Origin of the sequence: Allobosea sp. Leaf344, assembly GCF_001426225.1 — a bacterium.
Lineage (GTDB): Bacteria > Pseudomonadota > Alphaproteobacteria > Rhizobiales > Beijerinckiaceae > Allobosea.
Genome location: NZ_LMRT01000016.1, coordinates 1 through 20,749, shown reverse-complemented (window position 1 = coordinate 20,749; position 20,749 = coordinate 1). Strand labels below are relative to the sequence as shown.

Annotated in this window: 19 protein-coding genes; 13 read left to right on the top strand and 6 right to left on the bottom strand. The window is 69.5% G+C overall.

What is annotated here, in order from left to right; translation table 11 throughout:
* The first annotated feature begins 155 nt into the window (after positions 1–155).
* From ASG72_RS18330 to ASG72_RS18305, 6 genes are read left to right on the top strand one after another with little or no spacing between them, the layout of a single operon-like run.
* A complete protein-coding gene (locus ASG72_RS18330; protein WP_244488885.1) occupies positions 156–1,349 on the top strand; it encodes an acyl-CoA dehydrogenase family protein in 1,194 nt (397 codons plus the stop codon).
* 25 nt (positions 1,350–1,374) lie between these two features.
* Positions 1,375–2,307, top strand: a complete 933-nt coding sequence (locus ASG72_RS18325; RefSeq protein ID WP_056715635.1) for an amino acid--[acyl-carrier-protein] ligase — start codon at positions 1,375–1,377, stop codon at positions 2,305–2,307.
* Between the two features lie 27 nt (positions 2,308–2,334).
* Positions 2,335–3,309 carry an alpha/beta hydrolase gene (locus ASG72_RS18320; protein WP_056715632.1) on the top strand — a complete coding sequence of 325 codons (975 nt, stop codon included), beginning with the start codon at positions 2,335–2,337 and terminating at the stop codon, positions 3,307–3,309.
* Complete coding sequence (locus ASG72_RS18315) at positions 3,306–3,563, top strand: hypothetical protein (protein ID WP_056715628.1); 258 nt, start codon at positions 3,306–3,308, stop codon at positions 3,561–3,563. The genes ASG72_RS18320 and ASG72_RS18315 overlap by 4 nt, the downstream gene beginning before the upstream one ends.
* A 4-nt stretch (positions 3,564–3,567) precedes the next feature.
* Positions 3,568–4,938, top strand: a complete 1,371-nt coding sequence (locus tag ASG72_RS18310) for a fatty acid--CoA ligase family protein (RefSeq protein ID WP_056715624.1) — start codon at positions 3,568–3,570, stop codon at positions 4,936–4,938.
* Positions 4,935–5,666 carry an SDR family NAD(P)-dependent oxidoreductase gene (locus ASG72_RS18305; protein ID WP_056715622.1) on the top strand — a complete coding sequence of 244 codons (732 nt, stop codon included), beginning with the start codon at positions 4,935–4,937 and terminating at the stop codon, positions 5,664–5,666. Before ASG72_RS18310 ends, ASG72_RS18305 begins: the two co-directional genes overlap by 4 nt.
* A 34-nt stretch (positions 5,667–5,700) precedes the next feature.
* On the opposite strand, the gene ASG72_RS18300 is transcribed toward ASG72_RS18305, so the two are convergent.
* Positions 5,701–7,005 carry a hypothetical protein gene (locus ASG72_RS18300; RefSeq protein WP_244488873.1) on the bottom strand — a complete coding sequence of 435 codons (1,305 nt, stop codon included), beginning with the start codon at positions 7,003–7,005 and terminating at the stop codon, positions 5,701–5,703.
* A gap of 233 nt (positions 7,006–7,238) precedes the next feature.
* Here ASG72_RS18300 and ASG72_RS18295 point away from each other — a divergent pair, with 233 nt between their 5' ends.
* Complete coding sequence (locus tag ASG72_RS18295) at positions 7,239–8,120, top strand: hypothetical protein (RefSeq protein WP_056715619.1); 882 nt, start codon at positions 7,239–7,241, stop codon at positions 8,118–8,120.
* Positions 8,121–8,232: 112 nt separating this feature from the next.
* Positions 8,233–9,930 carry a thiamine pyrophosphate-binding protein gene (locus tag ASG72_RS18290; RefSeq protein WP_056715617.1) on the top strand — a complete coding sequence of 566 codons (1,698 nt, stop codon included), beginning with the start codon at positions 8,233–8,235 and terminating at the stop codon, positions 9,928–9,930.
* A 23-nt stretch (positions 9,931–9,953) separates the two neighbouring features.
* Here the strand turns inward: ASG72_RS18290 and ASG72_RS18285 are convergent, their stop codons facing one another.
* A complete protein-coding gene (locus tag ASG72_RS18285) occupies positions 9,954–10,385 on the bottom strand; it encodes a cupin domain-containing protein (RefSeq protein ID WP_082540470.1) in 432 nt (143 codons plus the stop codon).
* A gap of 422 nt (positions 10,386–10,807) precedes the next feature.
* Here ASG72_RS18285 and ASG72_RS18280 point away from each other — a divergent pair, with 422 nt between their 5' ends.
* The 3 genes from ASG72_RS18280 to ASG72_RS18270 are packed head-to-tail and all read left to right on the top strand — an operon-like array spanning position 10,808 to position 14,904.
* Positions 10,808–12,100: an aminotransferase class I/II-fold pyridoxal phosphate-dependent enzyme gene (locus tag ASG72_RS18280; RefSeq protein ID WP_056715612.1), complete on the top strand. Its 1,293-nt coding sequence runs from the start codon at positions 10,808–10,810 to the stop codon at positions 12,098–12,100.
* Between the two features lie 9 nt (positions 12,101–12,109).
* Positions 12,110–13,114, top strand: a complete 1,005-nt coding sequence (locus ASG72_RS18275; RefSeq protein WP_082540469.1) for a homoserine O-succinyltransferase — start codon at positions 12,110–12,112, stop codon at positions 13,112–13,114.
* The gene (locus ASG72_RS18270) at positions 13,111–14,904 is read left to right on the top strand and encodes a long-chain-acyl-CoA synthetase (RefSeq protein WP_056715609.1); all 1,794 of its coding nucleotides are present in this window, start codon (positions 13,111–13,113) and stop codon (positions 14,902–14,904) included. The genes ASG72_RS18275 and ASG72_RS18270 overlap by 4 nt, the downstream gene beginning before the upstream one ends.
* Positions 14,905–14,911: 7 nt before the next feature.
* Here ASG72_RS18270 and ASG72_RS18265 read toward each other — a convergent pair whose 3' ends face one another.
* The gene (locus tag ASG72_RS18265; RefSeq protein ID WP_156396049.1) at positions 14,912–15,226 is read right to left on the bottom strand and encodes a hypothetical protein; all 315 of its coding nucleotides are present in this window, start codon (positions 15,224–15,226) and stop codon (positions 14,912–14,914) included.
* Positions 15,227–15,315: 89 nt separating this feature from the next.
* Between ASG72_RS18265 and ASG72_RS18260 the strand changes: the two genes are divergently transcribed.
* Positions 15,316–16,479, top strand: coding sequence for a beta-glucosidase (locus ASG72_RS18260; RefSeq protein WP_244488872.1), 1,164 nt, complete (start codon positions 15,316–15,318; stop codon positions 16,477–16,479).
* 17 nt (positions 16,480–16,496) lie between these two features.
* Here the strand turns inward: ASG72_RS18260 and glf are convergent, their stop codons facing one another.
* Genes glf through ASG72_RS18245 form a run of 3 tightly spaced genes read right to left on the bottom strand, consistent with a single transcriptional unit; the run spans position 16,497 to position 19,182 of the window.
* Positions 16,497–17,738, bottom strand: coding sequence for a UDP-galactopyranose mutase (gene glf / locus ASG72_RS18255; RefSeq protein ID WP_082540522.1), 1,242 nt, complete (start codon positions 17,736–17,738; stop codon positions 16,497–16,499).
* Positions 17,731–18,891, bottom strand: coding sequence for a glycosyltransferase (locus ASG72_RS18250; protein ID WP_056715603.1), 1,161 nt, complete (start codon positions 18,889–18,891; stop codon positions 17,731–17,733). Before ASG72_RS18250 ends, glf begins: the two co-directional genes overlap by 8 nt.
* 54 nt (positions 18,892–18,945) lie before the next feature.
* Entirely contained in the window at positions 18,946–19,182 is a 237-nt protein-coding gene (locus ASG72_RS18245) for a DUF378 domain-containing protein (protein ID WP_056716512.1), read from the bottom strand.
* 247 nt (positions 19,183–19,429) lie between these two features.
* On the opposite strand from ASG72_RS18245, the gene ASG72_RS18240 reads away from it, so the two are divergent.
* Positions 19,430–20,749: DNA translocase FtsK (locus ASG72_RS18240; RefSeq protein WP_280137761.1), on the top strand; the 1,320-nt coding region annotated here is incomplete at its 3' end.

Here is a 20,749-nt window from a genome sequence, read left to right as displayed (position 1 = left end):
TCTTAATCAACGTCATGGAATCTAAATTCCGTAACGTTCATTTAGGAAATTACGGCGTTATAAAGCGCTTCAGATCGCCGTGATCCCGTCACGGCACAGCGACACACCGGCCGCGATGCCGATGGTCGCGTCAGGAGGCGCGTGAGACCGTGACGATTCAGCTTCGCGATGGCGCATTCGCCGATCACTCCGACAGAGACCTTCGGTCACGTGCCGCCAAGGTCGCGAAGATCGCGGCCTCCGAGGCCGAGCTGGTGGATCAGGCGGCGCGCTTCCCGGCCGGGGCCGTGTCCGCCATGCGCTCGCAGCGGCTGCTCGGAGCCGCGATCCCCTGCGAGCTCGGTGGCGAAGCCGCGTCGATCCGGACGCTGGCCGAGATCTGCTACAGCCTCGGCAGGGCCTGCGCCTCAAGCGCGATGATCTTCGCCATGCACCACACCAAGCTGGCCTGCCTGATCCGCCATGGCCGCGGCGAAGCCTGCCTGGACGCGATCCTGCGGCGCATCGCGGACGAGCAATTGCTGCTCGCCTCCTCAACCACCGAAGGCAATACGGGCGGCAATGTCCGCGCCTCCGCCGCCGCGATCAGGCGGGACGGCGGCCGCGTCTCCCTCGACCGGGCCGCCACGGTGATCTCCTATGGCGCAGAGGCGGACGGCATCGTCACCATCGCGCGGCGGGCCGACGACGCCGCCGCGTCCGACCAGGTGCTCTGCCTGTTCCTCAAGGCGGACTATACGCTGGAGCGGCTGAATGGCTGGGAGACGCTGGGGATGCGCGGCACCTGCAGCGATGGCTACCGGCTGATCGCCGAAGCCGCCGCCGAGCAGGTGCTGAGCGCGCGCTACGGCGATATCCACGCCCAGACCATGACGCCGGTCTCGCATATCCTCTGGTCCAGCGCCTGGGCCGGGATCGCGGCCAGCGCGGTGGAAAAGGCGCAGGCCTTCACCCGCACGGCCATGCGCGGGGCCGGCGGCGTCGCCCCGCCGGGCGCCCTGCATTATGCCCGCGCCGTCTCCACGCTGAAGCAGGCCCGTGCGCTGATCGGCCAGGCGATCGGCCGTTTCGAGGCTGCGGCCGGCGATCCCGCGGCGCTCTCGGCGATGGATTTCCAGACCGCCATCACCATGCTCAAGGTCGAGGTGTCGGATCTGGCCGTGGCGACGGTGATGAGCGCGATGCGCGCCAATGGCCTCGCCGGCTACAGGCTCGACGGCGCCTTCGCTCTCGGGCGCGAGCTGCGCGACATCCTCTCCGCCCCGATCATGATCCACAACGACCGGATCGTCGCGAACCTCGCCACCGCCACGCTGATGACCCCGGTGGCCGCCTCGCTCGCCGACTGATCCGCCCGAATACGAGACCAGACCAATGAACATGATGACCAGGCCGCCGGACCAGGCCGAGCGCGAGGCGGATCCGCTCGACGCGCTGTTCGACACGATGTTCAGGCCGATGAATGCGCGCGGCGTCTATGCCCGCACCGGCGCCTATGAAGCCGTGGTCGAGGCTCTGGCGGCGCTGATCTCCGCGAAGCGCGAGGCGGATACCGAGATCTTCCGCTTTCCCCCGGTGATGAGCCGCGCCGATCTGGAGCGCCATGGCTATCTCGCCAGCTTTCCCAATCTCCTGGGCTGCGTCTCCTGCCTGGAGGGCACGGAGGCCGAGATCCTGGCGATGGCGAGCCGCCACGGCCGGGGCGAGGACTGGACCGAGGGGCTGCGGACCGCCGATCTCGTGCTGACGCCGGCCGCCTGCTACCCGGTCTACCCCATCGCCGCCGCGCGCGGCCGGGTGCCGGACAGGGGCTATCGCTTCGACGTCGCCTGCGACTGCTTCCGCCGCGAACCCTCGCGCTATCTCGACCGCCTGCAATCCTTCCGCATGCGCGAATACGTCACCATCGGCACGCCGGAGCAGGTCGCCGAATTCCGCGAGCGCTGGCTGAGCCGGGCGACGGCGCTCGCCGACGAACTCGGGCTGAGCTACCGCATAGAGCAGGCGAGCGACCCGTTCTTCGGCCGCATCGGCGTGGTGAAGGCGATCAGCCAGCGCGAACAGGCCCTGAAATTCGAGCTGCTCGTGCCCCTGCGCGGCGAGGACTCGGGCACCGCCTGCATGAGCTTCAACTATCACCGCGACCATTTCGGCACGGCCTGGAACATCGCGCTCGCCGATGATGCGCCGGCCCATACCGGCTGCGTCGCCTTCGGCATGGACCGGCTGGCCGTCGCGCTGTTCGCGACCCATGGCGGCGATCTCTCGCTATGGCCGCAGACGGTCAGAGCGGCGCTGTCGCTGTGACCGCGCGCCGCAGCTGACGGGACCCCCATGCCGCTCGATCCGCATGTCAGACGCCTGCTCGCCATGATGGCGCTGGGCGGCGCCGCGCCGCCGGGGCCGGAGCAGCGTCGGCAGGCGCAGCGCCTGCTCGCCAGGCTGGCCGGCACCGAAGCCCTGCCCGTCATCGCCCAGGCCGTCACCCTGCCGCTGCCCTCCGGCGCGCGCGAGGCGAGGCTGTTCACGCCTTTGGCCTGCCGGGCACCGGGGCCCGGCATCGTTTTCCTGCATGGCGGCGGGCTGGTGGCGGGCGATCTCGATACGCATGACGCGATCGGCTCGCGCCTCGCCGCCGCCAGCGCCTGCCGGGTTCTGGCCGTGAGCTACAGGCTCGCCCCCGAACATCCCTTCCCGGCCGCGATCGAGGATGCGGTCGCCGCCATGCACTGCGTGGCCGCGATGGCGCGCCGGCTGGGGATCGATCCGGAGCATCTGGCGGTCGCCGGGGAATCGGCCGGGGCCGGGCTGGCGGCGCGCCTCTGCCAGGAACTGCGCGGGACCGGCCCGGCGATCGCCGCCCAGCTGCTGCTCTGCCCTGTACTCGACCTGCGCTGCATCGCCGCCTCGCATCGGGAATTCGCCAGCGGCTACCTCCTGGATGCCGCCACCGTGCGGCACGATATCGAGGCCTGCGGCATCGCCGGGCTGGTCGACACGCCGCGCGTCTCGCCGCTGCTGGAGCCCGATCTCACGGGCCTGCCGCCCGCAAGGATCCATACCGCCGCATGCGACCCGTTCCGCGACGATGGCGCAGCCTATGCCGAGCGGTTGGCCCAGTCCGGGGTCCCCGTGGTGCAGAGCTGCCACCCCGGCATGATCCATTTCTTCTACGGGCTCGGCCGGCTCGTTCCGGCGGCGCGACCGCTCCTGAGCCAGATCGCCGCCGATTTCGGGGCGCTGCTGCGCGGTGACGCGGCGCTTCCGGCTCAATCGCCGATGCATGACGACCAGCGGAGAACATCATGAGCCTGCGCGCGACCTTGATCGACGAGATCGAGACGATCACCCGGGACCAGGGCAAGGCGATGCCGCCGCTGACGGACGAACTCGTCCTCATCGACACCGAATTCGACTCGCTGTGCTTCGCGCTGCTGGTCGCCCGCATGGAGGATCGGTTCGGCATCGACCCGTTCAGCACGCTGGAGATCGCGGATCTGCCGGTGACCCTGGGCGATCTGATCGCCCTCTATGACCGCTCGTCCCTGGCCGGGGCGGCCTGATCTCATGAACCTGCGCGCGCGCCTGCACCGGCATGGCGGCCTCGATGGAGTCAGGCTCGCCGACCGGACCGCGAGCCACGCGGTCGCGGAGCTGGTCAAAGCGCCGGCCGATCGGGAGATGGCGCAGCGCCTCGCCGGCCGCTCGATCCTGCTCGCGACCGAGGGGCAGATGGCGGCGGCCAAGGCGATGCTCGTACTGGACGGGTTGGCGCGCCGCATGCTGCTGCTCCCGCCCGGCATCGCGCCGGAGCAGCTGCCGGCGATCGTGCGGGACGCCGAGATCGACCTCCTCGTCACCGATCGCGACGGGCCGCTGCGCGAGACCCTGCCGGATCTACCCTGCATCACCGTACAGGCCGCTTCGGGGGCGGCGCCTGCCGCGGCCCCGCTCGCGACCGAATGGGTGCTCGCCACCTCCGGCACGAGCGGCGCGCCGAAGCTCGTCCTGCACACGCTGGAGGGGCTGGTCGGCGGCATCAACACCGCCGCGACGCCGGAACCCGGCACGGTCTGGTCGACCTTCTACGATATCCGCCGCTATGGCGGGCTGCAGGTCTTCCTGCGCGCGATGCTCGGCCCCGCCTCGCTGCTGCTGTCGGAGGCGGGGGAGCCCGTCAGCGACTATCTCCGCAGGGTCGCGGCCGCGCCGGTGACGCATCTCCTCGGCACCCCCTCGCATTGGCGGATGGCGCTGATGAGCAGCGCGATCGGCGCGCTTTCGCCGCGCTATGTCCGGCTCTCCGGGGAAATCGCCGACCAGGCGATCCTGGACGCGCTGCGCGCCGCATTCCCGCGGGCCCGGATCGCCCATGCCTATGCCTCGACCGAGGGCGGTGTCGGCTTCACCGTGGAAGATGGCCGCGAAGGTTTTCCCGCCGGGCTGATCGGCAGCCGCGCCGGCATCGAGATCGCGATCCGCGGCGGCACGCTCCATATCCGCTCGCAGCGCACGGCCAGGCGCTATCTCGGCAGCGAGGCCGGGCCGCTGATGGACCCAGACGGTTTCGTCGACAGCGGCGACCGCGTCGCGCTGCGCGGCGATCGCTGTCATTTCCTCGGCCGCAGCAGCGGCATGATCAATGTCGGCGGCGTCAAGGTGCAGCCGGAGGAGGTCGAGACCGTCATCAACCGCCACCCTTCCGTCTCGATGGCGCGGGTGAAGCCGCGCCCGAACCCGATCCTCGGCGCCGTGGTCGAGGCCGAGATCCTGCTGCATGACGGGCAAGAGGCCGTCGCCGATCCCGCCGCGCTGAAAGCCGCGATCATCGCCCATTGCCGGGCGCATCTCGACAGGCACAAGGTCCCGGTCAGCCTGAGCTTCGTCACCGATCTGCCGCTGACGCCCGGCGGCAAGCTGCTGCGGACCCCGTCATGAGCGGACGCGTCGTCCTCGTCACCGGCGGCACCCGCGGCATCGGTCTCGCCACCGCCGTAGCTCTCGCAGGCGACGGCTTCCATGTCGTCGCCGTCGCGCGCCGCCGCTCGGAGGCTTTCGCGGCCGCTTCCGCCGGCGTCAGCGGCGGCTCGCTGCATTTCATCCCCTGCGACCTCGGCGAGCTCGACCGGCTGCAGCAGCTGGTGCAGACCATCCGCCGCGAGCATGGCCCGCTCTACGGCCTCGTCGCCAACGCCGCCATCGGCACGCCGGGCCTGCTCGCGACGATGCCCGACGCCGAGATCGGCCGGCTCGTGCATCTCAACACGCTTTCCCCGATGCTGCTGACGAAATATGCGATGCGCGGGATGATGGCCGCCGGCGCCGGGCGCATCGTCACTATCGCCTCGATCATCGCCTTCACCGGCTACAACGCCCTCTCGGTCTATGCCGCGACCAAAGCCTCGATGATCGGCTTCACCCGCTCGCTCGCACGGGAGGCCGGGCGCCTCGGCGTCACCGTCAACGCCGTCGCGCCCGGTTTCGTCGAGACGGAGATGACGGAGAGCATGGACGAGGCGCAGCGCGAGCGCGTCGCGGCGCGCAGCGCCCTGCGCCGGCTGGTCGCGCCCGAAGACGTCGCCAGCGCCGTCGCCTATCTCGTCTCTGACAAGGCCCGCAACATCACCGGCACGGTGATGACGGTGGACGCCGGCAGCACCGCCTGACGGGTCGCCGCCGGCCGGCCGTCCCGGCTCCCGGTCAGGCGTGCCCGGCCATGCCCCGGCCCGTGGCGATCCGCCGGAAGGCCCGGCCCAGCCAGACCAGGATATAGGCTTCGGACGCGATCAGCCCCAGCAGCGCGAAGGCCGAAGGCATGGTCAAAAGCACCGGGATCATGATGCAGGCGCCGATGAGGAAGGCGCTGGCGCTGCCCCAGGCGATGGTCCGGAAGGCGCCGCAGGCTTCGAGATAGGCGCGCGGGATGGCATAGAGCAGCGAGACCAGCATCGCAGCGAAGACGCCGGCGGCGATCCAGTTCATCGGCTCATGGTCGAAGCGGCCCTTGAACAGATGCCGCTCGATCATCGGCAGCGCGAGCAGCATCGCCGCGCCATAGGCCAGGCAGCCGGCGGCGATGATCGCTGTGGAGCGCATGACGATCCGGCTGGCCTGCGCCGCCTGCCCCTTGGCCAGCAGCTCCGTCACCTCGGCCAGCACCATATTGGTCAGCGCGTTGGTCGGGATGCGCAGCGGCGCGAACAGCACCAGCGTGGCGGCGATGGGCGCGAAGCGCGCTGGCCCGACCAGCAGCGCGAAGGCCAGCGTCATGCCCTGCCCTTGCAGCGTGTTGGTGGTGACGCCGGTCAGCGACCAGGCGAGCTTTTGCCAGACCGCGCGGTAGCGACGCCACAGCGAGGCCCGGAGTGTGAGGCGCAAGGGGCGCCGCAGCGCCACATAGGAGATGGCGATGCCGCAGCCATGGCCGAGCGCCAGCGCCATGAAGGCCTGGGCGAGCGAGATGGAGGGCGCTGCGAAGACGCTGGCGGAGAGGAAGAGGAGGCCGATCGCGGCATAGACCTGGTCGCTCAGCCCGGCGATCCGCGGGGCCTTGCAGGCCAGCAGCACGATGCGGAGATAGCTGCGGAACATGTAGAGCCCGATGAAGGCGCCGGCCGCGAGACCGGCCGCGCCCAGCGCCGGGACCAGGCAGGCGGCGGCGAGACCGCCGGACGCGAGCGACAGCGCGACCGCCCCGGTGCCGAACAGGCTGTCATAGGCCCGCGCTGCCGGCCGCCCGTGACAGGGCGCGATGAACATCGTCGCGGGCACCGCCACCACGGCCCGGATATAGGTGATGCCCACCGCGCCGCAGACGAAGACCATCGCGAACAGCCCGTAATCCGCCTGGCTCAGCACCCGCACCAGCACGATGTTGAGCACGAAATGAAACAGCGCCTGGACCAGCTCGCCCGACAGAATGAGGGCGAAGCGGCTGCCGAAGCCACCGCCCGGGATCTTGCGGGGGAGCAGGGCGCGGAGCCGGGCTCGGGTTGTGGCGATCATCGCGTCCTCTTCCGGCTCAGGCCGGCCTCGCATCCAATGCCTCAACGGCGCTTCTGGTAAGACCGTAACGTCATTCTAGTGGCCGCCCGCATTACGGAAGTCTCAACGCTCGCGCTCCACAATGAATTCGGCGCCACGCATGGTGTCGCCATGGCAGGATGCGCATCTGATCATGGCGGGGACAATGTCCAGTCACAGGCGGCACGAGGCTGGGGATCGATCGGGGATGGGTGATGACCGCTAGGGTTCGGGACCAGGACGGCGCGCAGGCGGCTGGCGCCGCCATACGCTGCCGGCGGATCGAAACCGCCGATATCCCCGCGCTCGCCCTGCTTTTGAGCCAGGGCTTCCCCGCCCGTGACGCGGCCGGCTGGCAGGGCTCGCTGCAGCGCCTGGCCGACTGGACGGAAGGGCAGGGCCTGCCCGGCATGGGCTATGTCCTGGTCGATGGCGACAGGCTGGTCGGCTGCCTGCTGACGCTCTATGCGGCCGATGGCAGGCGCTGCAATCTGTCGAGCTGGCATGTCGCGGCGGGATATCGCAGCTTCGGCACCATCCTGGTCAGCGCCGCGATGCGCGACCGCACGCTGACCTATCTCAACATTTCCTCCGAGCGCGCCACGCGGCCGATCATCGAGGCCCAGGGCTTCCGCCGCTATACCGGGGGAATCGTGCTAGCCTGGCCGCTGCTGGCCCTGTCGCGCCTTTGCCGCGGCGAGATCCTTAGTGAGGAGGCGGCGGAGCAGGCGGGGGCCGAGCCGCATGAGCTGGCTCTGATGCGCCACCATCGCGGCTTCGGCTGCATCGTGTTCTGGTGCCGCGCCGCCGGTCGCGCCTATCCTTTCGTCGCGGTCAGGAAGCGGATCAAGGGCGCGCTCCCCGTGGCGCAGATCATCTATTGCGCCGCCGATACGCCCTGGCCGCAGCTCGCCGGCGCGATCGGCCGGGCGCTAGCGCGCCATGGGCTGTTCCTGCTGCTGATCGACGCCTCGGGCGCCCTGCCGGGGCTGCCGGGCCGCTTCCTGCCCGGGCGGATGCCGAAATATGCCCGTGGCCCAGCGACGCCACGTCCCGGCGATCTCACCTATACCGAAGCGGCGATGATCGGCACCTAAACCACCTTAAACCGATATTTACCTTGCGTCATTTATATCATGTCACGCTAGGCGAATGCCGGCGTGTCACGGGGCCACGCTCCCCGTGAGCGCCCAATACGGTGATGACCCCATGCCCGACCGCATCGATCCGCCGCCCGCGGCAGCCCCGCGTAGCGCAGCCCGCGCCCTGGTCCAGCAGCTCGTCGCCAATGGCGTCGACCATGTCTTCACCGTCCCCGGCGAGAGCTTCCTGCCGGTTCTCGACGCGCTTTCGGAATCCGGCATCACCGTCACCGTCTGCCGCCAGGAGGGTGGCGTCGCGATGATGGCCGACGCCTATGGCAAGGCGACCGGCCGGCCGGGAATCTGCATCGTCACCCGCGGCCCCGGAGCCGCCAATGCCGCGGCGGGTCTCCACATCGCCCAGCAGGATTCCACCCCGATGATCCTGTTCGTCGGGCAGGTCGAGCGCGGCCAGCGCGATCGCGACGCCTTTCAGGAGATGGATTACCGCGCCGCCTTCGGCTCCATCGCGAAATGGGCGACCGAGATCGATGTCGCCGCGCGGCTGCCGGAATATGTCTCGCGCGCCTTTCACACCGCCACCAGCGGGCGCCCGGGCCCGGTCGTCGTCGCCCTGCCCAAGGACATGCTGAAGGAGACGATCACCAGCCCGCTGGCGAGGCCCTGCCAGCCGGTCGAAGCCGCGCCCGGCCAGGGCGAGCTGGACAGGCTCGCCGCGCTGCTGGGCGAGGCGCGCCGTCCCCTGCTGCTGCTCGGCGGCAGCCGCTGGAGCGAGCAGGCCTATCGCGACGTCCGGCACTTCGTCGAGAGCTTCGATCTCCCGGTCGCGACCAGCTATCGCCGCCTGCCGCTGTTCGATCCGCTGCATCCGGCCTATGCTGGCGATCTCGGCCTCGCCGCCAATCCGAAGCTGGTGGCGCGCACAAAAGCCGCCGATCTGCTGATCCTGCTCGGCGGCAGGCTCGGCGAGATCGCGAGCCAGGGCTATGATCTGCTCGGCATCCCCAATCCGGCCACCCGCCTCGTCCATATCCATCCCGGCCCGGAGGAGATCGGTCGGGTCTATGTCCCGCATCTCGGCATCAACGCTGCGCCGACGCGCATGGCGAAAGCCTTGGCTGGCCTTCCGGCACCGGCCGAGCGGCCCTGGCGGGAGGAGACCCGGGCCGGCCATGCCGATTACCTCGCCTGGAGCGAGACCGAGACGCCGCAGCCAGGCGAACTCAATCTCGGCAGCGTCATGCTGCATCTGCGCCAGGAACTGCCGGAGGATGCGGTGATCTGCAACGGCGCCGGCAATTACGCCGCCTGGATCCACCGCTTCTACCGCTTCCGGCGGCTGGCGACGCATATCGCGCCGACCTCCGGCTCCATGGGCTATGGCGTGCCCGCCGCCGTCGCGATCAAGCGGCTCCATCCGCAGCGCGTGGTGGTCTCGGTGAATGGCGATGGCGATTTCCTGATGAACGGCCAGGAATTCGCGACCGCCGTGCAATATGACCTGCCGATCATCTGCATCGTCTGCGACAATGCCAGCTACGGCACCATCCGCATGCATCAGGAGCGCGAGTTTCCGGGTCGGGTCTCGGGGACTGATCTGCGCAACCCGGATTTCGCGCTCTATTCCCGCGCCTTCGGCGGTTTCGGCGCCACGGTCGAGCGCAGCGGCGACTTTCCGGCAGCCCTGCGGGCGGCGAGGGAATCCGGCCGGCCCGCGATCATCCATCTCAAGATCAGCACGGACGCGATCCTGCCCGGCACCAGCCTCAGCGCCATCCGCGAGAAGGCGCTGGCCTCCCGCTGAAACGGTCTCGCCGCGCCGCTGAATCAGGCCGCGCCGACGGTGAACCCGCCGCCGGCGCCGCTGATCATGCGCCTGATGCGGCCGTAGCCCCTGATCGCGACGCTCAGGAGGAAGGGCACGGTGCGTCGGCAGAACGCCACCTTCTTCACATAGCGCTCGACATGCCAGTGGCAGACCGCGCCGCGCGGCAGGAACAGGACGTCGCCCGGCCCGAAGCTCTTCGGCGGGCTCACCCCGTCGGAAATGGTCGCCGAACCTTCGAGGAAATAGATCGTCTCGTCGATCTCGTAGATCCAGCGGAAACTCCCGGCCGTGCAGTCCCAGACCAGCGTGCTCGCCAGCCCATCGGCGCTGCGCGACAGGGTTGCGTTGCGAGCGACCGGCTCGCCGGCGAGAATCCAGCTCGGCTCGATCGGCGCCGGCAGCAGATCGACCTCCGTCACCGACGCTATCATGGGGATCTTCGTCACGGCCTGCCTCTGCCTGTCTGAACGGTCCAAAAGGCGGGCCGAGCCGCCTTGCCGTCAATGATCATGGGTTGGAGCGCGAGGCAATAGATTGCTTGAAGAACGATTAACGCTCTGTCGGACAGCAGCCAACTGCATCGAATGTCCTAGGGGACGTTTCAGAATGAACCGCATGTCGTGACGGTGAGATGTCACGGAGACCAAGGCTGACGGACAGAGATACGTGAGCGATTCTGCGGCATGCCCGACTTCCATGCCTATCAAAGCCGGAAAGTGGCGCTTAACCACTTCCCATCGGCATAATCGATTCATCGTTCTTATTAAGCGCCTGTGTCGCTTTGATGCAGCACAACCCTGGTCCGGACCTTGCTCGAGGTTCGGAAGCTGGCTTTCAGCGAGGCACGGGGCATATGCGCAGCGAAACAATCGCCATCCACGCCGGGTTCGATCACGACCCCACCACCCATGCGGTCGCCGTCCCGATCTATCAGAGCGTGGCCTATAGTTTCGACAGCGCCGACCATGGCGCCGCGCTCTTCAATCTCGAGGAGGAGGGCTATCGCTACAGCCGCGTCGCCAACCCCACCGTCGCGGTGCTGGAGAAACGGGTCGCGGCTCTGGAGGGCGGGCGTTCCGCCCTGGCGGCCGCGACCGGCCAGGCGGCGCTGCATTACGCCATCGCCACGCTTGCCGATCATGGCGGAAACATCGTCACCGTGCCGCAGCTCTATGGGACGACGCATACGCTGCTCGCCCATGTCCTGCCGCGCCAGGGCATCCAGTGCCGGATCGCCGCCAGCGACAGCCCCGACGATCTCGCCCGGCTGATCGATGGCGACACCCGGGCGCTCTATTGCGAATCGATCGGCAATCCCGCCGGCAACATCGCCGATATCGAGGCGCTCGCTGCGCTGGCCCATGCGCATGGCCTGCCGCTGGTCGTCGACAATACGGTGGCGACACCGATCCTGCTCCGGCCGATCGCGTACGGCGCCGATATCGTCATCGCCTCGCTGACCAAATTCATGGGCGGCCACGGCACCACGCTCGGCGGCGTCATCGTCGATGCCGGGCGCTTCGACTGGGCGGCGCAGCGCAGCCGCTTCCCGGCCTTCTCGACCCCCGACGCCTCCTATCACGGCATGGTCTATACCGACCGCTATGGCGCCGACGCCTATCTCGCCCGCGCCCGCAGCGTCTATCAGCGCACGACCGGCGCGGTGCTCCCGGCCATGAGCGCCTTCCTGCTGCTGCAGGGCATCGAGACCGTTGCCCTGCGGGTCAAGCGCCATGTCGCCAATGCCCGGGAGGTGGCCGAGCATCTGCGCGACCATCCCGCTATCGCCTGGGTCAACTATGCCGGTTTCGCCGACAGCCCGCATCACGCCATGGCCCGCAAATATCTCCGCGGCCAGGGTTCCTCGCTCCTGACCTTCGGCGTGAAGGGCGGGTTTGAAGCCGGCAAAATTTTCTATGATTCGCTGCGGCTGGTGAAGCGGCTGGTGAATATCGGCGATGCCAAATCGCTCGCCTGCCACCCCGCCTCGACCACGCACCGGCAGATGACGGAGGATGAGCAGCGCCGCGCCGGCGTCTCGCCCGAAACCATCCGGATCAGCGTCGGCATCGAGCATATCGACGATATTCTGGCCGATCTCGACCAGGCGCTCGCCGCCGCCTGCAGCCGCGTCCGCTCCGCCTGAGGCCCTGCCGTGACAGCCGCGCTGCATGACCGGGGACTGGCCCGACAGAACCGAGGTGCCGCCCGCCGCTCCGCGGCGCCGCGCCGGCCGCAGCTGTCGCGCCCGCCGGGGACTCTCGCCATCGGCCTGCTCAACAACATGCCGGATGCGGCCTTCCTTCAGACCGAGCGGCAGTTCCGCCGGCTGCTCGGCCCCGATGTCGCGCTCCGGCTCTTCGCGCTGGACGGGCTAGGCCGCGGCGAGGCGGTGCGGGCGGAACTCGCGCGCTATCAGAGCCACCGCGCCTTGCCCGCCGCGGGGCTCGACGCGCTGGTGATCACCGGCAGCGAGCCGGTGGAATCGCGGCTGCAGGACGAGCCGTTCTTCGAACCGCTGAGCGAGATCGTCGCCTGGGCGGAGGCGCATCTGGTCTCCACCCTGTTCTCCTGCCTCGCCGCCCATGCCGCGGTTCTCGCCCGCGACGGTCTCGCGCGCCGGCGTCTCCCCCGGAAATGCTCGGGGGTCTTCCCCTGCCGCGGCACGGGCAGCGCCCATCCGCTCCTCGCCGGGATGCCACACACGGTTTCCGTCCCCCATTCCCGCTGGAACGACCTTACGGAGGCCGATCTCGTCGCCAGCGGCTATACGGTGCTGCGGCGCGCGCCGGTCGGGGTCGATCTCTTCATCCGCGAGGGCCGGAGCCTGCTGGTCTTCCTGCAGGGCCATCCGGAATATGACGCCGACAGCCTCGCCCGCGAATATCGCCGCGATGTCGGGCGCTATCTCGCCGGCACATCCGCCGATTACCCGGCCATGCCGGAGAACTGCTTCTCGAGCGAGGGTGTCGCCCGGCTCGAAGGTTTCGCGACGGCCGCTCTCGCGCGGCGCAGCCCGTCCCTGTCGGCGTCATTTCCGCCGCTCGCGCAGATCCTGCCGCCGGGGGCGGCCTGGCAGGCGGATGCCGCCCTGCTCTTCCGGAACTGGCTGCGTTATGTCGCGCTGAACCGGGCTTCCGCTTTGCGGAGCGCGCCATGAGCGCGATGAGCGACGGCGCGGCCCGCGCCGGCTCCGCAGCCTCCTCCACCGCGGGCTGGCTCGGCGCGCTCGCCCGCACGGCGGGTATCGACGCGCAGCCGGAGCGGATCTTTCCAAAGATCATCGATGAACTCGCCGAACGATACGGCGCCGCTCCGGCGCTGATCGGCGCCTGCGAGACGCTGAGCCATGCCGATCTCGCGGGACGCCAGAACCGCTATGCCCGCTGGGCGCTCAGCCGCGGCTTCGGCAAGGGCGACACGATCGCCCTGCTGATGCGCAACCGGCCGGATTTCCTGGCGATCTGGCTCGGCCTCACCCGGGCCGGCCTGCGCGTCGCGCTGCTCAACACGCATCTGCGCGCGCGCGGCCTCGCTCATTGCATCGCTCTCGCCGCGCCGCGCCTGCTCGTCGTCGACGCCGAGCTCGCGGAAACGCTGGACAGCGCATGGCCGCATCTCGCCGCTGCGCCGGCACTGCTCTGGCAGGGCCAGCGCGCGCGGGGCGAGACGCTGGCGCAGGCCGCGGCGGGGTTTTCGCCTGCTCCGCTGGCGGCGAACGAAGACCCGGCGCTGAGCGTCCGGGACGACGCCCTGCTGATCTACACCTCCGGCACCACCGGCCTGCCCAAGGCTGCGCGGGTCAGCCACCACCGCATCATGATGTGGACGCACTGGTTCGCCGGGCTGATCGAGCCCGGCCCGCAAGACAGGATGTATGATTGCCTGCCGCTCTACCACAGCGTCGGCGGCGTGGTGGCCCCGGGTAGCGTCCTGCTCGGCGGCGGCTCCGTCGTCATCCGCGAGAGCTTTTCGGCCAGCCGCTTCTGGCGGGACGTCACCGAGACCGGCTGCACGCTGTTCCAGTATATCGGCGAGCTCTGCCGCTATCTCGCCTCGGCCCCGCCCGATCCGTTCGAGCGCCGGCACGGGCTGCGCCTCTGCATGGGCAACGGCCTGCGCCCCGAGATCTGGGAGCGGTTTCGCACCCGCTTCGCCATCCCGCGCATTCTCGAATTCTACGCGGCGACGGAAGGCACCGTCTCGCTCTACAATGTCGAGGGCAAGCCCGGCGCCGTCGGCCGCGTTCCGCCCTTCATGGCGCGGCGCTCGACCGCGCTGATCGTGCGCCATGATGGCGAGACGGGCCTGCCCCTGCGCGACGCGGCCGGTCGCTGCATCCCGGCGGCGATCGGCGAGACCGGCGAATTGCTCGGCCGGCTGTCCGGCCGGGCCGAGCACAGCTTCGAGGGCTACACCAGCGAAGGCGAGACCGAGCGCAAGATCCTGCGCGACGTGCTCGCCGCCGGCGATGCCTGGATGCGCAGCGGCGACCTGATGCGCCGCGACGCGCAGGGCTTCCATTATTTCGTCGACCGGATCGGCGACACCTTCCGCTGGAAGGGGGAGAACGTCGCCACGACCGAAGTGGAGGCGGCGATCGGCGCCTGCCCGGGGGTGATCGAAGCCAATGTCTACGGCGTGGAGGTGCCGGGCGCCGAAGGCCGCGCCGGCATGGCCGCGATCACGGTCACACCGGACTTCGCCCTGGATACCCTGCATGCGACGCTGGCAGAGGCGCTGCCGGCCTATGCGCGGCCGCTCGTCCTGCGCATCGTCGCGCGTCTCGACCGCACGGCGACCTTCAAGCAGCGGAAGGCGGGGCTGGTGGCGGAGGGTTTCGACCCCGCTGCGATCCGCGACCCGCTCTATCTCGACCGGGACGACGCCTATCAGCCCCTCGACCAGGACCTCTATCGCGCCGTCGCCGCCGGCCGGCTGAAGCTGTAGCGGCCGGCTAGGTCCGCGCCGCCCGATCCGGGGAACAGCGGCTCGGTCCGGGCTGTTGATCTCCGGGGGGGCAGGAGACTGGACATGGCACAGGATCGGCCGCGCCCGCCTCGTCGATGAAGGTCACCGTCGCCAGATCGCCCATGGCGACCGCGGCCGCCAGCCCCTCGATCCGGATCCGCTGCCCGCCGACCTTGACTTGCGAGGCGTCCAGGGGCCAGAGCGCCATGTCATGCGCACCCGTGGCGATCATGCAGGCCGGCTGCAGCCGGGCCGGCATGTCCCAAAACTGTAATCGCGCATCGGTGGTGGCGCTGCCCATGAGGCTGGTCCTCCCGAGAAGCGAACGGCGCGGCTGCTGGCCTGTTCCTCCGACGATGCCCCTCGCGGGTGGTGGAGCCTCGACGAGCCGTGACTGACCACGAGACCCCGGCCGTGCAGCTGCGCAGCTATTTCATGGGCGGCTTCGAGTGCTCGACGCATCGTCGCCGCGACGGCTGCCGCCTGGACGTCATCGCCGCCACCCGCCATGACCGCATGGCGCGGCAGGATTACGCCCTGCTGCGCCAGCTCGGCATCGAGAGCATCCGCGACGGCCTGCGCTGGCATCTGATCGAGCGCCTGCCCTGGCATTACGACTGGTCGAGCCTGCAGCCGATGCTGGAAGCGGCGCGGGCGGCGCAGGTGCAGGTCGTCTGGGACCTGATGCATTATGGCTGGCCGGACGGGCTCGACATCTTCTCCGCCGCCTTCGTGGAGCGCTTCGCCGCCTATGCCCGCGCCGCCGCGCGGGTGATCGAGGAGGGGAGCGGCGAGCCGCCGATCCTCTCGGTGATCAACGAGATCTCCTTCATGGCCTGGGCCGGCGGCACGGTCGCGATCTTCGCGCCGTTCAGGCGGCGCCGGGGCGCGGAGCTCAAGCGCCAGCTGGTGCGCGCCAGCCTCGCCGCCATCGCCGCCATCCGCGAGGTGTCGCCGCGCGCCCGCTTCATCCAGATCGATCCGCTGATCCAGGTCTTTCCGCGGCCGGGCGACCCCGCCTCCCGCCGCAAGGCGCAGGCGCAGACGCTGGCGCAATTCGAGGCCTGGGACATGCTGGCGGGGCGTCTGACCCCTGAGCTCGGCGGCAGCGAGGCCTGCCTCGATGTGATCGGCGTGAATTTCTATTGTCACAACCAGTGGATCGTCGAAGGCGGTCCGCTGGACTGGCAGAGCGATCCCGATTGGCGGCCGCTGAGCGAGATGCTGCATGGGATCGGCACCCGCTACCGGCGCCCGCTGCTGATCGCGGAGACCGGGATCGAGGGCGCGCTGCGCCCCGCCTGGCTGCGCCATGTCTGCGACGAAGCCGAGCGTGCGGCGGCAGCGGGCACGGCTATCGAGGCGATCTGCCTCTATCCCGTGATGAACCACCCGGGCTGGGACGATGAGCGGCACTGTCAAAACGGGCTGATCGACTATGACCGGACGGATTTCTCCCGGCGGGTCGAGCCCGAACTGGCGAGAGAGCTCCTGCGGCAGCAGCAGAGGCGGGAGCGGCTCCTGGCCCCCGCCCGGCGCCGTCTGATGCGCTGAGTGCGACCGGGAGCGGCTCAGCCCTCGCCCCGGTCGGCGGTCTCGGTGCGGCCATTGCCGCGGGCGCCCGGCGCCAGCGCGATCGGCGCCAGATCGTCGAACAGGGCTTCGGCATAGCGGAAGGCGGAGCGGCGCTTAAGGTCGAGCTGCTTGCGCGCCGACATCGGCACCTCCTCGTTGATCCGCCGGAAGGTCGCGAGCGCCTGCCCCACCACCTGGTCCATATTGTAGTAGCGATAGGTCGCGAGCCGGCCCACGAACCAGACATTGGCGGTGGAGCGCGCCAATTCTTCATAGCGCTTGTAGAGCGCCTGGCTCTCGGCCGTCGGGACGGGGTAGTAGGGTTCGCCCGTGGCCTGGGGATATTCGTAGACCAGGCTGGTTTTCGGATGTTCCTGCCCGGTCAGATGCTTGAACTCGGTGATCCGCGTATAAGCCTCGCTCTGCGGGAAGTTGACGGTGCCGACCTCCTGGAACCAGTCCTGGTCGCGCGTGACATGTTCGAAGGACAGCGAGCGATAGGGCAGCTTGCCGAAGCGATGCCCGAAATACTCGTCGATCGGCCCGGTGAAGATCATCCGCCGGAACGGGATCACATCGGAGATCTCGCGCAGATCGGTCTTCAGCATCACCTTGATGTTCTGATGCGCCAGCATCCGCTCGAACAGGCGGGTATAGCCCTGGGCCGGCATGCATTGATGCGTGTCGGTGAAGTAGCGGTCGTCGTCATTGCTGCGGACGGGCACCCGCGCCGTCACCGATTTGTCGAGCTGCGCGGGGTCGAGCCCCCATTGCTTGCGGGTATAGCCGCGGAAGAACGCCTCATACAGTTCCCGCCCGACCTGGGACACGACCACGTCCTCGGAGGTGCGGATCGGATCGACCGGCTCGGCCTTCCCGGCCAGGAAGGCGGCGACGCCCGCCTCGTCGAGATCGAGCCCGTAGAGCGTATTGACCGTGGTGCGGTTGATCGGGATCGGCACGCGCTTGCCGTCGACCACCCCGCGCACGCGGTGCTCATAAGCGCGCCAGGCCGTGAACTGCGAGAGATAATCCAGGATCTGCTGCGAGTTGGTGTGGAAGATGTGCGGGCCGTAGCGGTGCACCAGCAGGCCGGCCGCGTCATATTCATCATAGGCGTTGCCGCCGATATGCGCGCGCCGGTCGATCAGCAGCACCTTCTCGTTGCGCTGGGTGGCCAGCCGCTCGGCCAGAACGCTGCCGGCGAAGCCCGCGCCGACGATCAGCCAGTCAAACATGGCGCAGCCCTCGCTCGGCACGGATGGAGGCCGGGGGCTGCGACAGCCGCGGCTCGATGAGACGGCGCATCCGCTCCCAGGTCTCGTCCCAGGAGGATTGCGCCAGCCTGGCGTCGACCGCCGAGCGCCAGGCGGCGTCGTGCTTGCGGAGGATGAGCCGCTCGATCGCCTCGGCCATGTCGATCGGACCCGCCGCGATCTCGACGAGATCGTCGACGCCATAGCTGCGCACCACGTCGCGCACCGGCGTCGAGACCACCGGCACGCCGGCGGCGAGGAATTCCGGCGTCTTGGTCGGGCTGATGAACCGCGTCGAATCGTTCATCGCGAAGGGCATGAAGCCCGCATCCCAATGGCGCAGATAATCCGGCAGCTCGTCATAGCTCTTGCGCCCGAGCCAATGGATGTTGTGCGCCTGCGGCAGCTCCGCCGGGTCGATCTTCACCACCGGTCCCAGCATCACGAAATGCCAGTCGGGACGATAGGCGGCGAGCGCCCGCAGCAGCGCGATGTCGAGCCGCTCGTCGATCACGCCGAAGAAGCCGATGCGGGGATGGGGGATGCCGCTCTGGTCCTCGGGATCGCGCCCCGCCTGCCGTGCCTTGCCGAAATGCCGGCTGTCGATGCTGCTGGGAAAGCAGTGGACATGCGGGTGCTGCCCGGCCTTCGCCTCGAACAGGCTCTCGCCGCCGGTGAAGACCAGGTCGCAGAGGCCGAGCAGATCCTGCTCGTTCTGGCGCAGCTGGGCCGGCGCGTTCTTGAACAGCGACAGCTCGTCCATGCAATCATAGACGATGCAGTCCGCCGGCACGTGCCGCGCCTGCGGCAAGGCCATCGGCGTGTAGTACCAGACCAGGAAGCGGCTGGGCTGGAACAGCGAGATCAGCCGGTCGATAGGCTCCTCGATCGCGTCGTCGCCCGCGCCAGGCGGGAGGATCGGCGTCGCCACCAGCACCTCCCCATGCCACTGGATGCGGAGATCGCTCTCGGCGCCCTCCTCGAACAGCGGCTCCTCCAGATAGACCACCTGGAAGTCGCGCGCCGCCCGCGTCAGCAGATGCAGCGGCCGCTGGAAGACGAAGTCCCAGCGCAGATGGGACAGGCACAGCAAGAGGTTGCGCGGCGCGAAGGCCGGTGGGGCGACGACGCTCATCGAAGGATCCTCGACGGTGTGGAAGGGCGATGCGCCGCGCGGGCGCGTCGCGGATCAGTAACGATGGACGGTATTGGCCTCGGCGCTGACCTCGCCGACGCTGAGCGCACGCGAAAACGGGATCAGCTGGTAGAGCGCCGACAGGCCGACCAGGATGTAGACCAGGCGGGTCAGGCCGGAGCCGCGGCCGAAGAGCGCCGCCACCAGATCGAACTCGAAAGCGCCGACCAGGCCCCAGTTGACGCCCCCGACGATGATCAGCAGCAGGGTCAAAATGTTGAGGGACTTCATGTTCGGCCTCCAAGGCGTGGCATGCGCCAGGACGGCGCTCATGCTGCAACGACACGGCAGCGGAGCTTCGGTTCCGCATTCCCGCCGCTGCCGCCGCGCCGGGGCCCGCGTCAACTCGTCCGGACATCAAAGCTGTAGGGCCGGAGTGCCTCCAGGCTCCCGCCGCAGCGCATCATTTATGAGGCCTTAACCAGCCCCCGATACGACAGCAGTTCTTCGTCTCCAGCCGTGACGCCTGCGGAATCCGATGCCGAGCTCCCCCATCTACGTCCGCACCAGAAGCCGCGATTCCAGCGCCGACACCGCCCGGACAGGCCTGGCGGCGGTGCCCGAAGCCGCGCAGCCCGCGCCGCCGCAGACAGTGGTCCGCTACACCCGCACGCCCGATCGCCTGCTCCAGCGGCAGGCGCCGCCGGCGGAGGCGACACCGGCCCAACCGGCCGATTCGGACCCGCGGCTGCGCCCGCAGGAGATCCTGGGGCGGGTGCGCTTCGGACGGACACCGGACCATATGCTGCAGCAGGTCTGGCTGCCGTCCCGGGCCGAAGCGCCGGTCATGGCCGAGGCTCCCCCGCAGGCGGTTGACGTTGAGGCAGAGGCGCCGCTGGTGATCGATCTCGATCCTGTGCCGGCTTCGGATCCGATTGACACGGCGCCGGCCGCCCTGCCCTTCGCGCATATCTCCGATTTCGCCTTCTGGGAGGGGTTGCCCGCCGCCCCGGCGCTGCCGGCCGATGCGCCGGAGCCGGACCGCGACGGGATCGCGCCTCCACCCGCCGACTCCGTTTCCGCCCGGCCGCTGCCGCAAGCCGCGCCGCTCGCCATGCCGAGCCCGGGCTGGAGCAGCCTCTCCTGGAGCGGCAGCTACAGCATCAGCCTCGCGCTCGGCGGCGCCGTCGGCACCCCCGCTGCTACAGCCGTTTCGCCCGCCCCCGCCGCACCCGCCATCGCCCCGGCGGCCGCGCCTGCCGTCCCCGCCGTGCCGACGGCCCGCAGCGGCCAGCGCAACAGCGTGCCCGTCTCGCGCCGGGAACGGGGCGAACCGGCGCCGACCCCGGCCGAGCCGGCACCGACCCGACGCCGCAGCCAGCCGCAGCAGGCTGCGCAGGCGGAGCCGGCGCCGGAGCCCGTTTCGCCGCCTGCGCCGGCGGTGTTCGAGCTGCCGCCGATCGACTTCCTCGCCGAGCCGCCCCAGGGGCAGGCGTCGCTGACGATCCCGACCGAGCTGCTGCAGCAGAATGCCGGCTTCCTCGAGGGGGTGCTGGAGGATTTCAACGTCCGCGGTGAAATCGTGCAGGCCTGCCCCGGCCCCGTCGTCACGCTCTACGAGCTCGAGCCCGCGCCGGGGACGAAGTCCTCGCGGGTGATTTCGCTGGCCGACGACATCGCCCGCTCGATGAGCGCGATCTCGGCGCGCGTGGCGGTGATCCCGGGCAAGAACGCCATCGGCGTCGAGCTGCCCAACGCCAAGCGCGAGACGGTGTATCTGCGCGAGCTGCTGGCGAGCCAGGATTTCGAGAGCACCAAGCACAGGCTCGCTCTGTGCCTGGGCAAGACCATCGGCGGC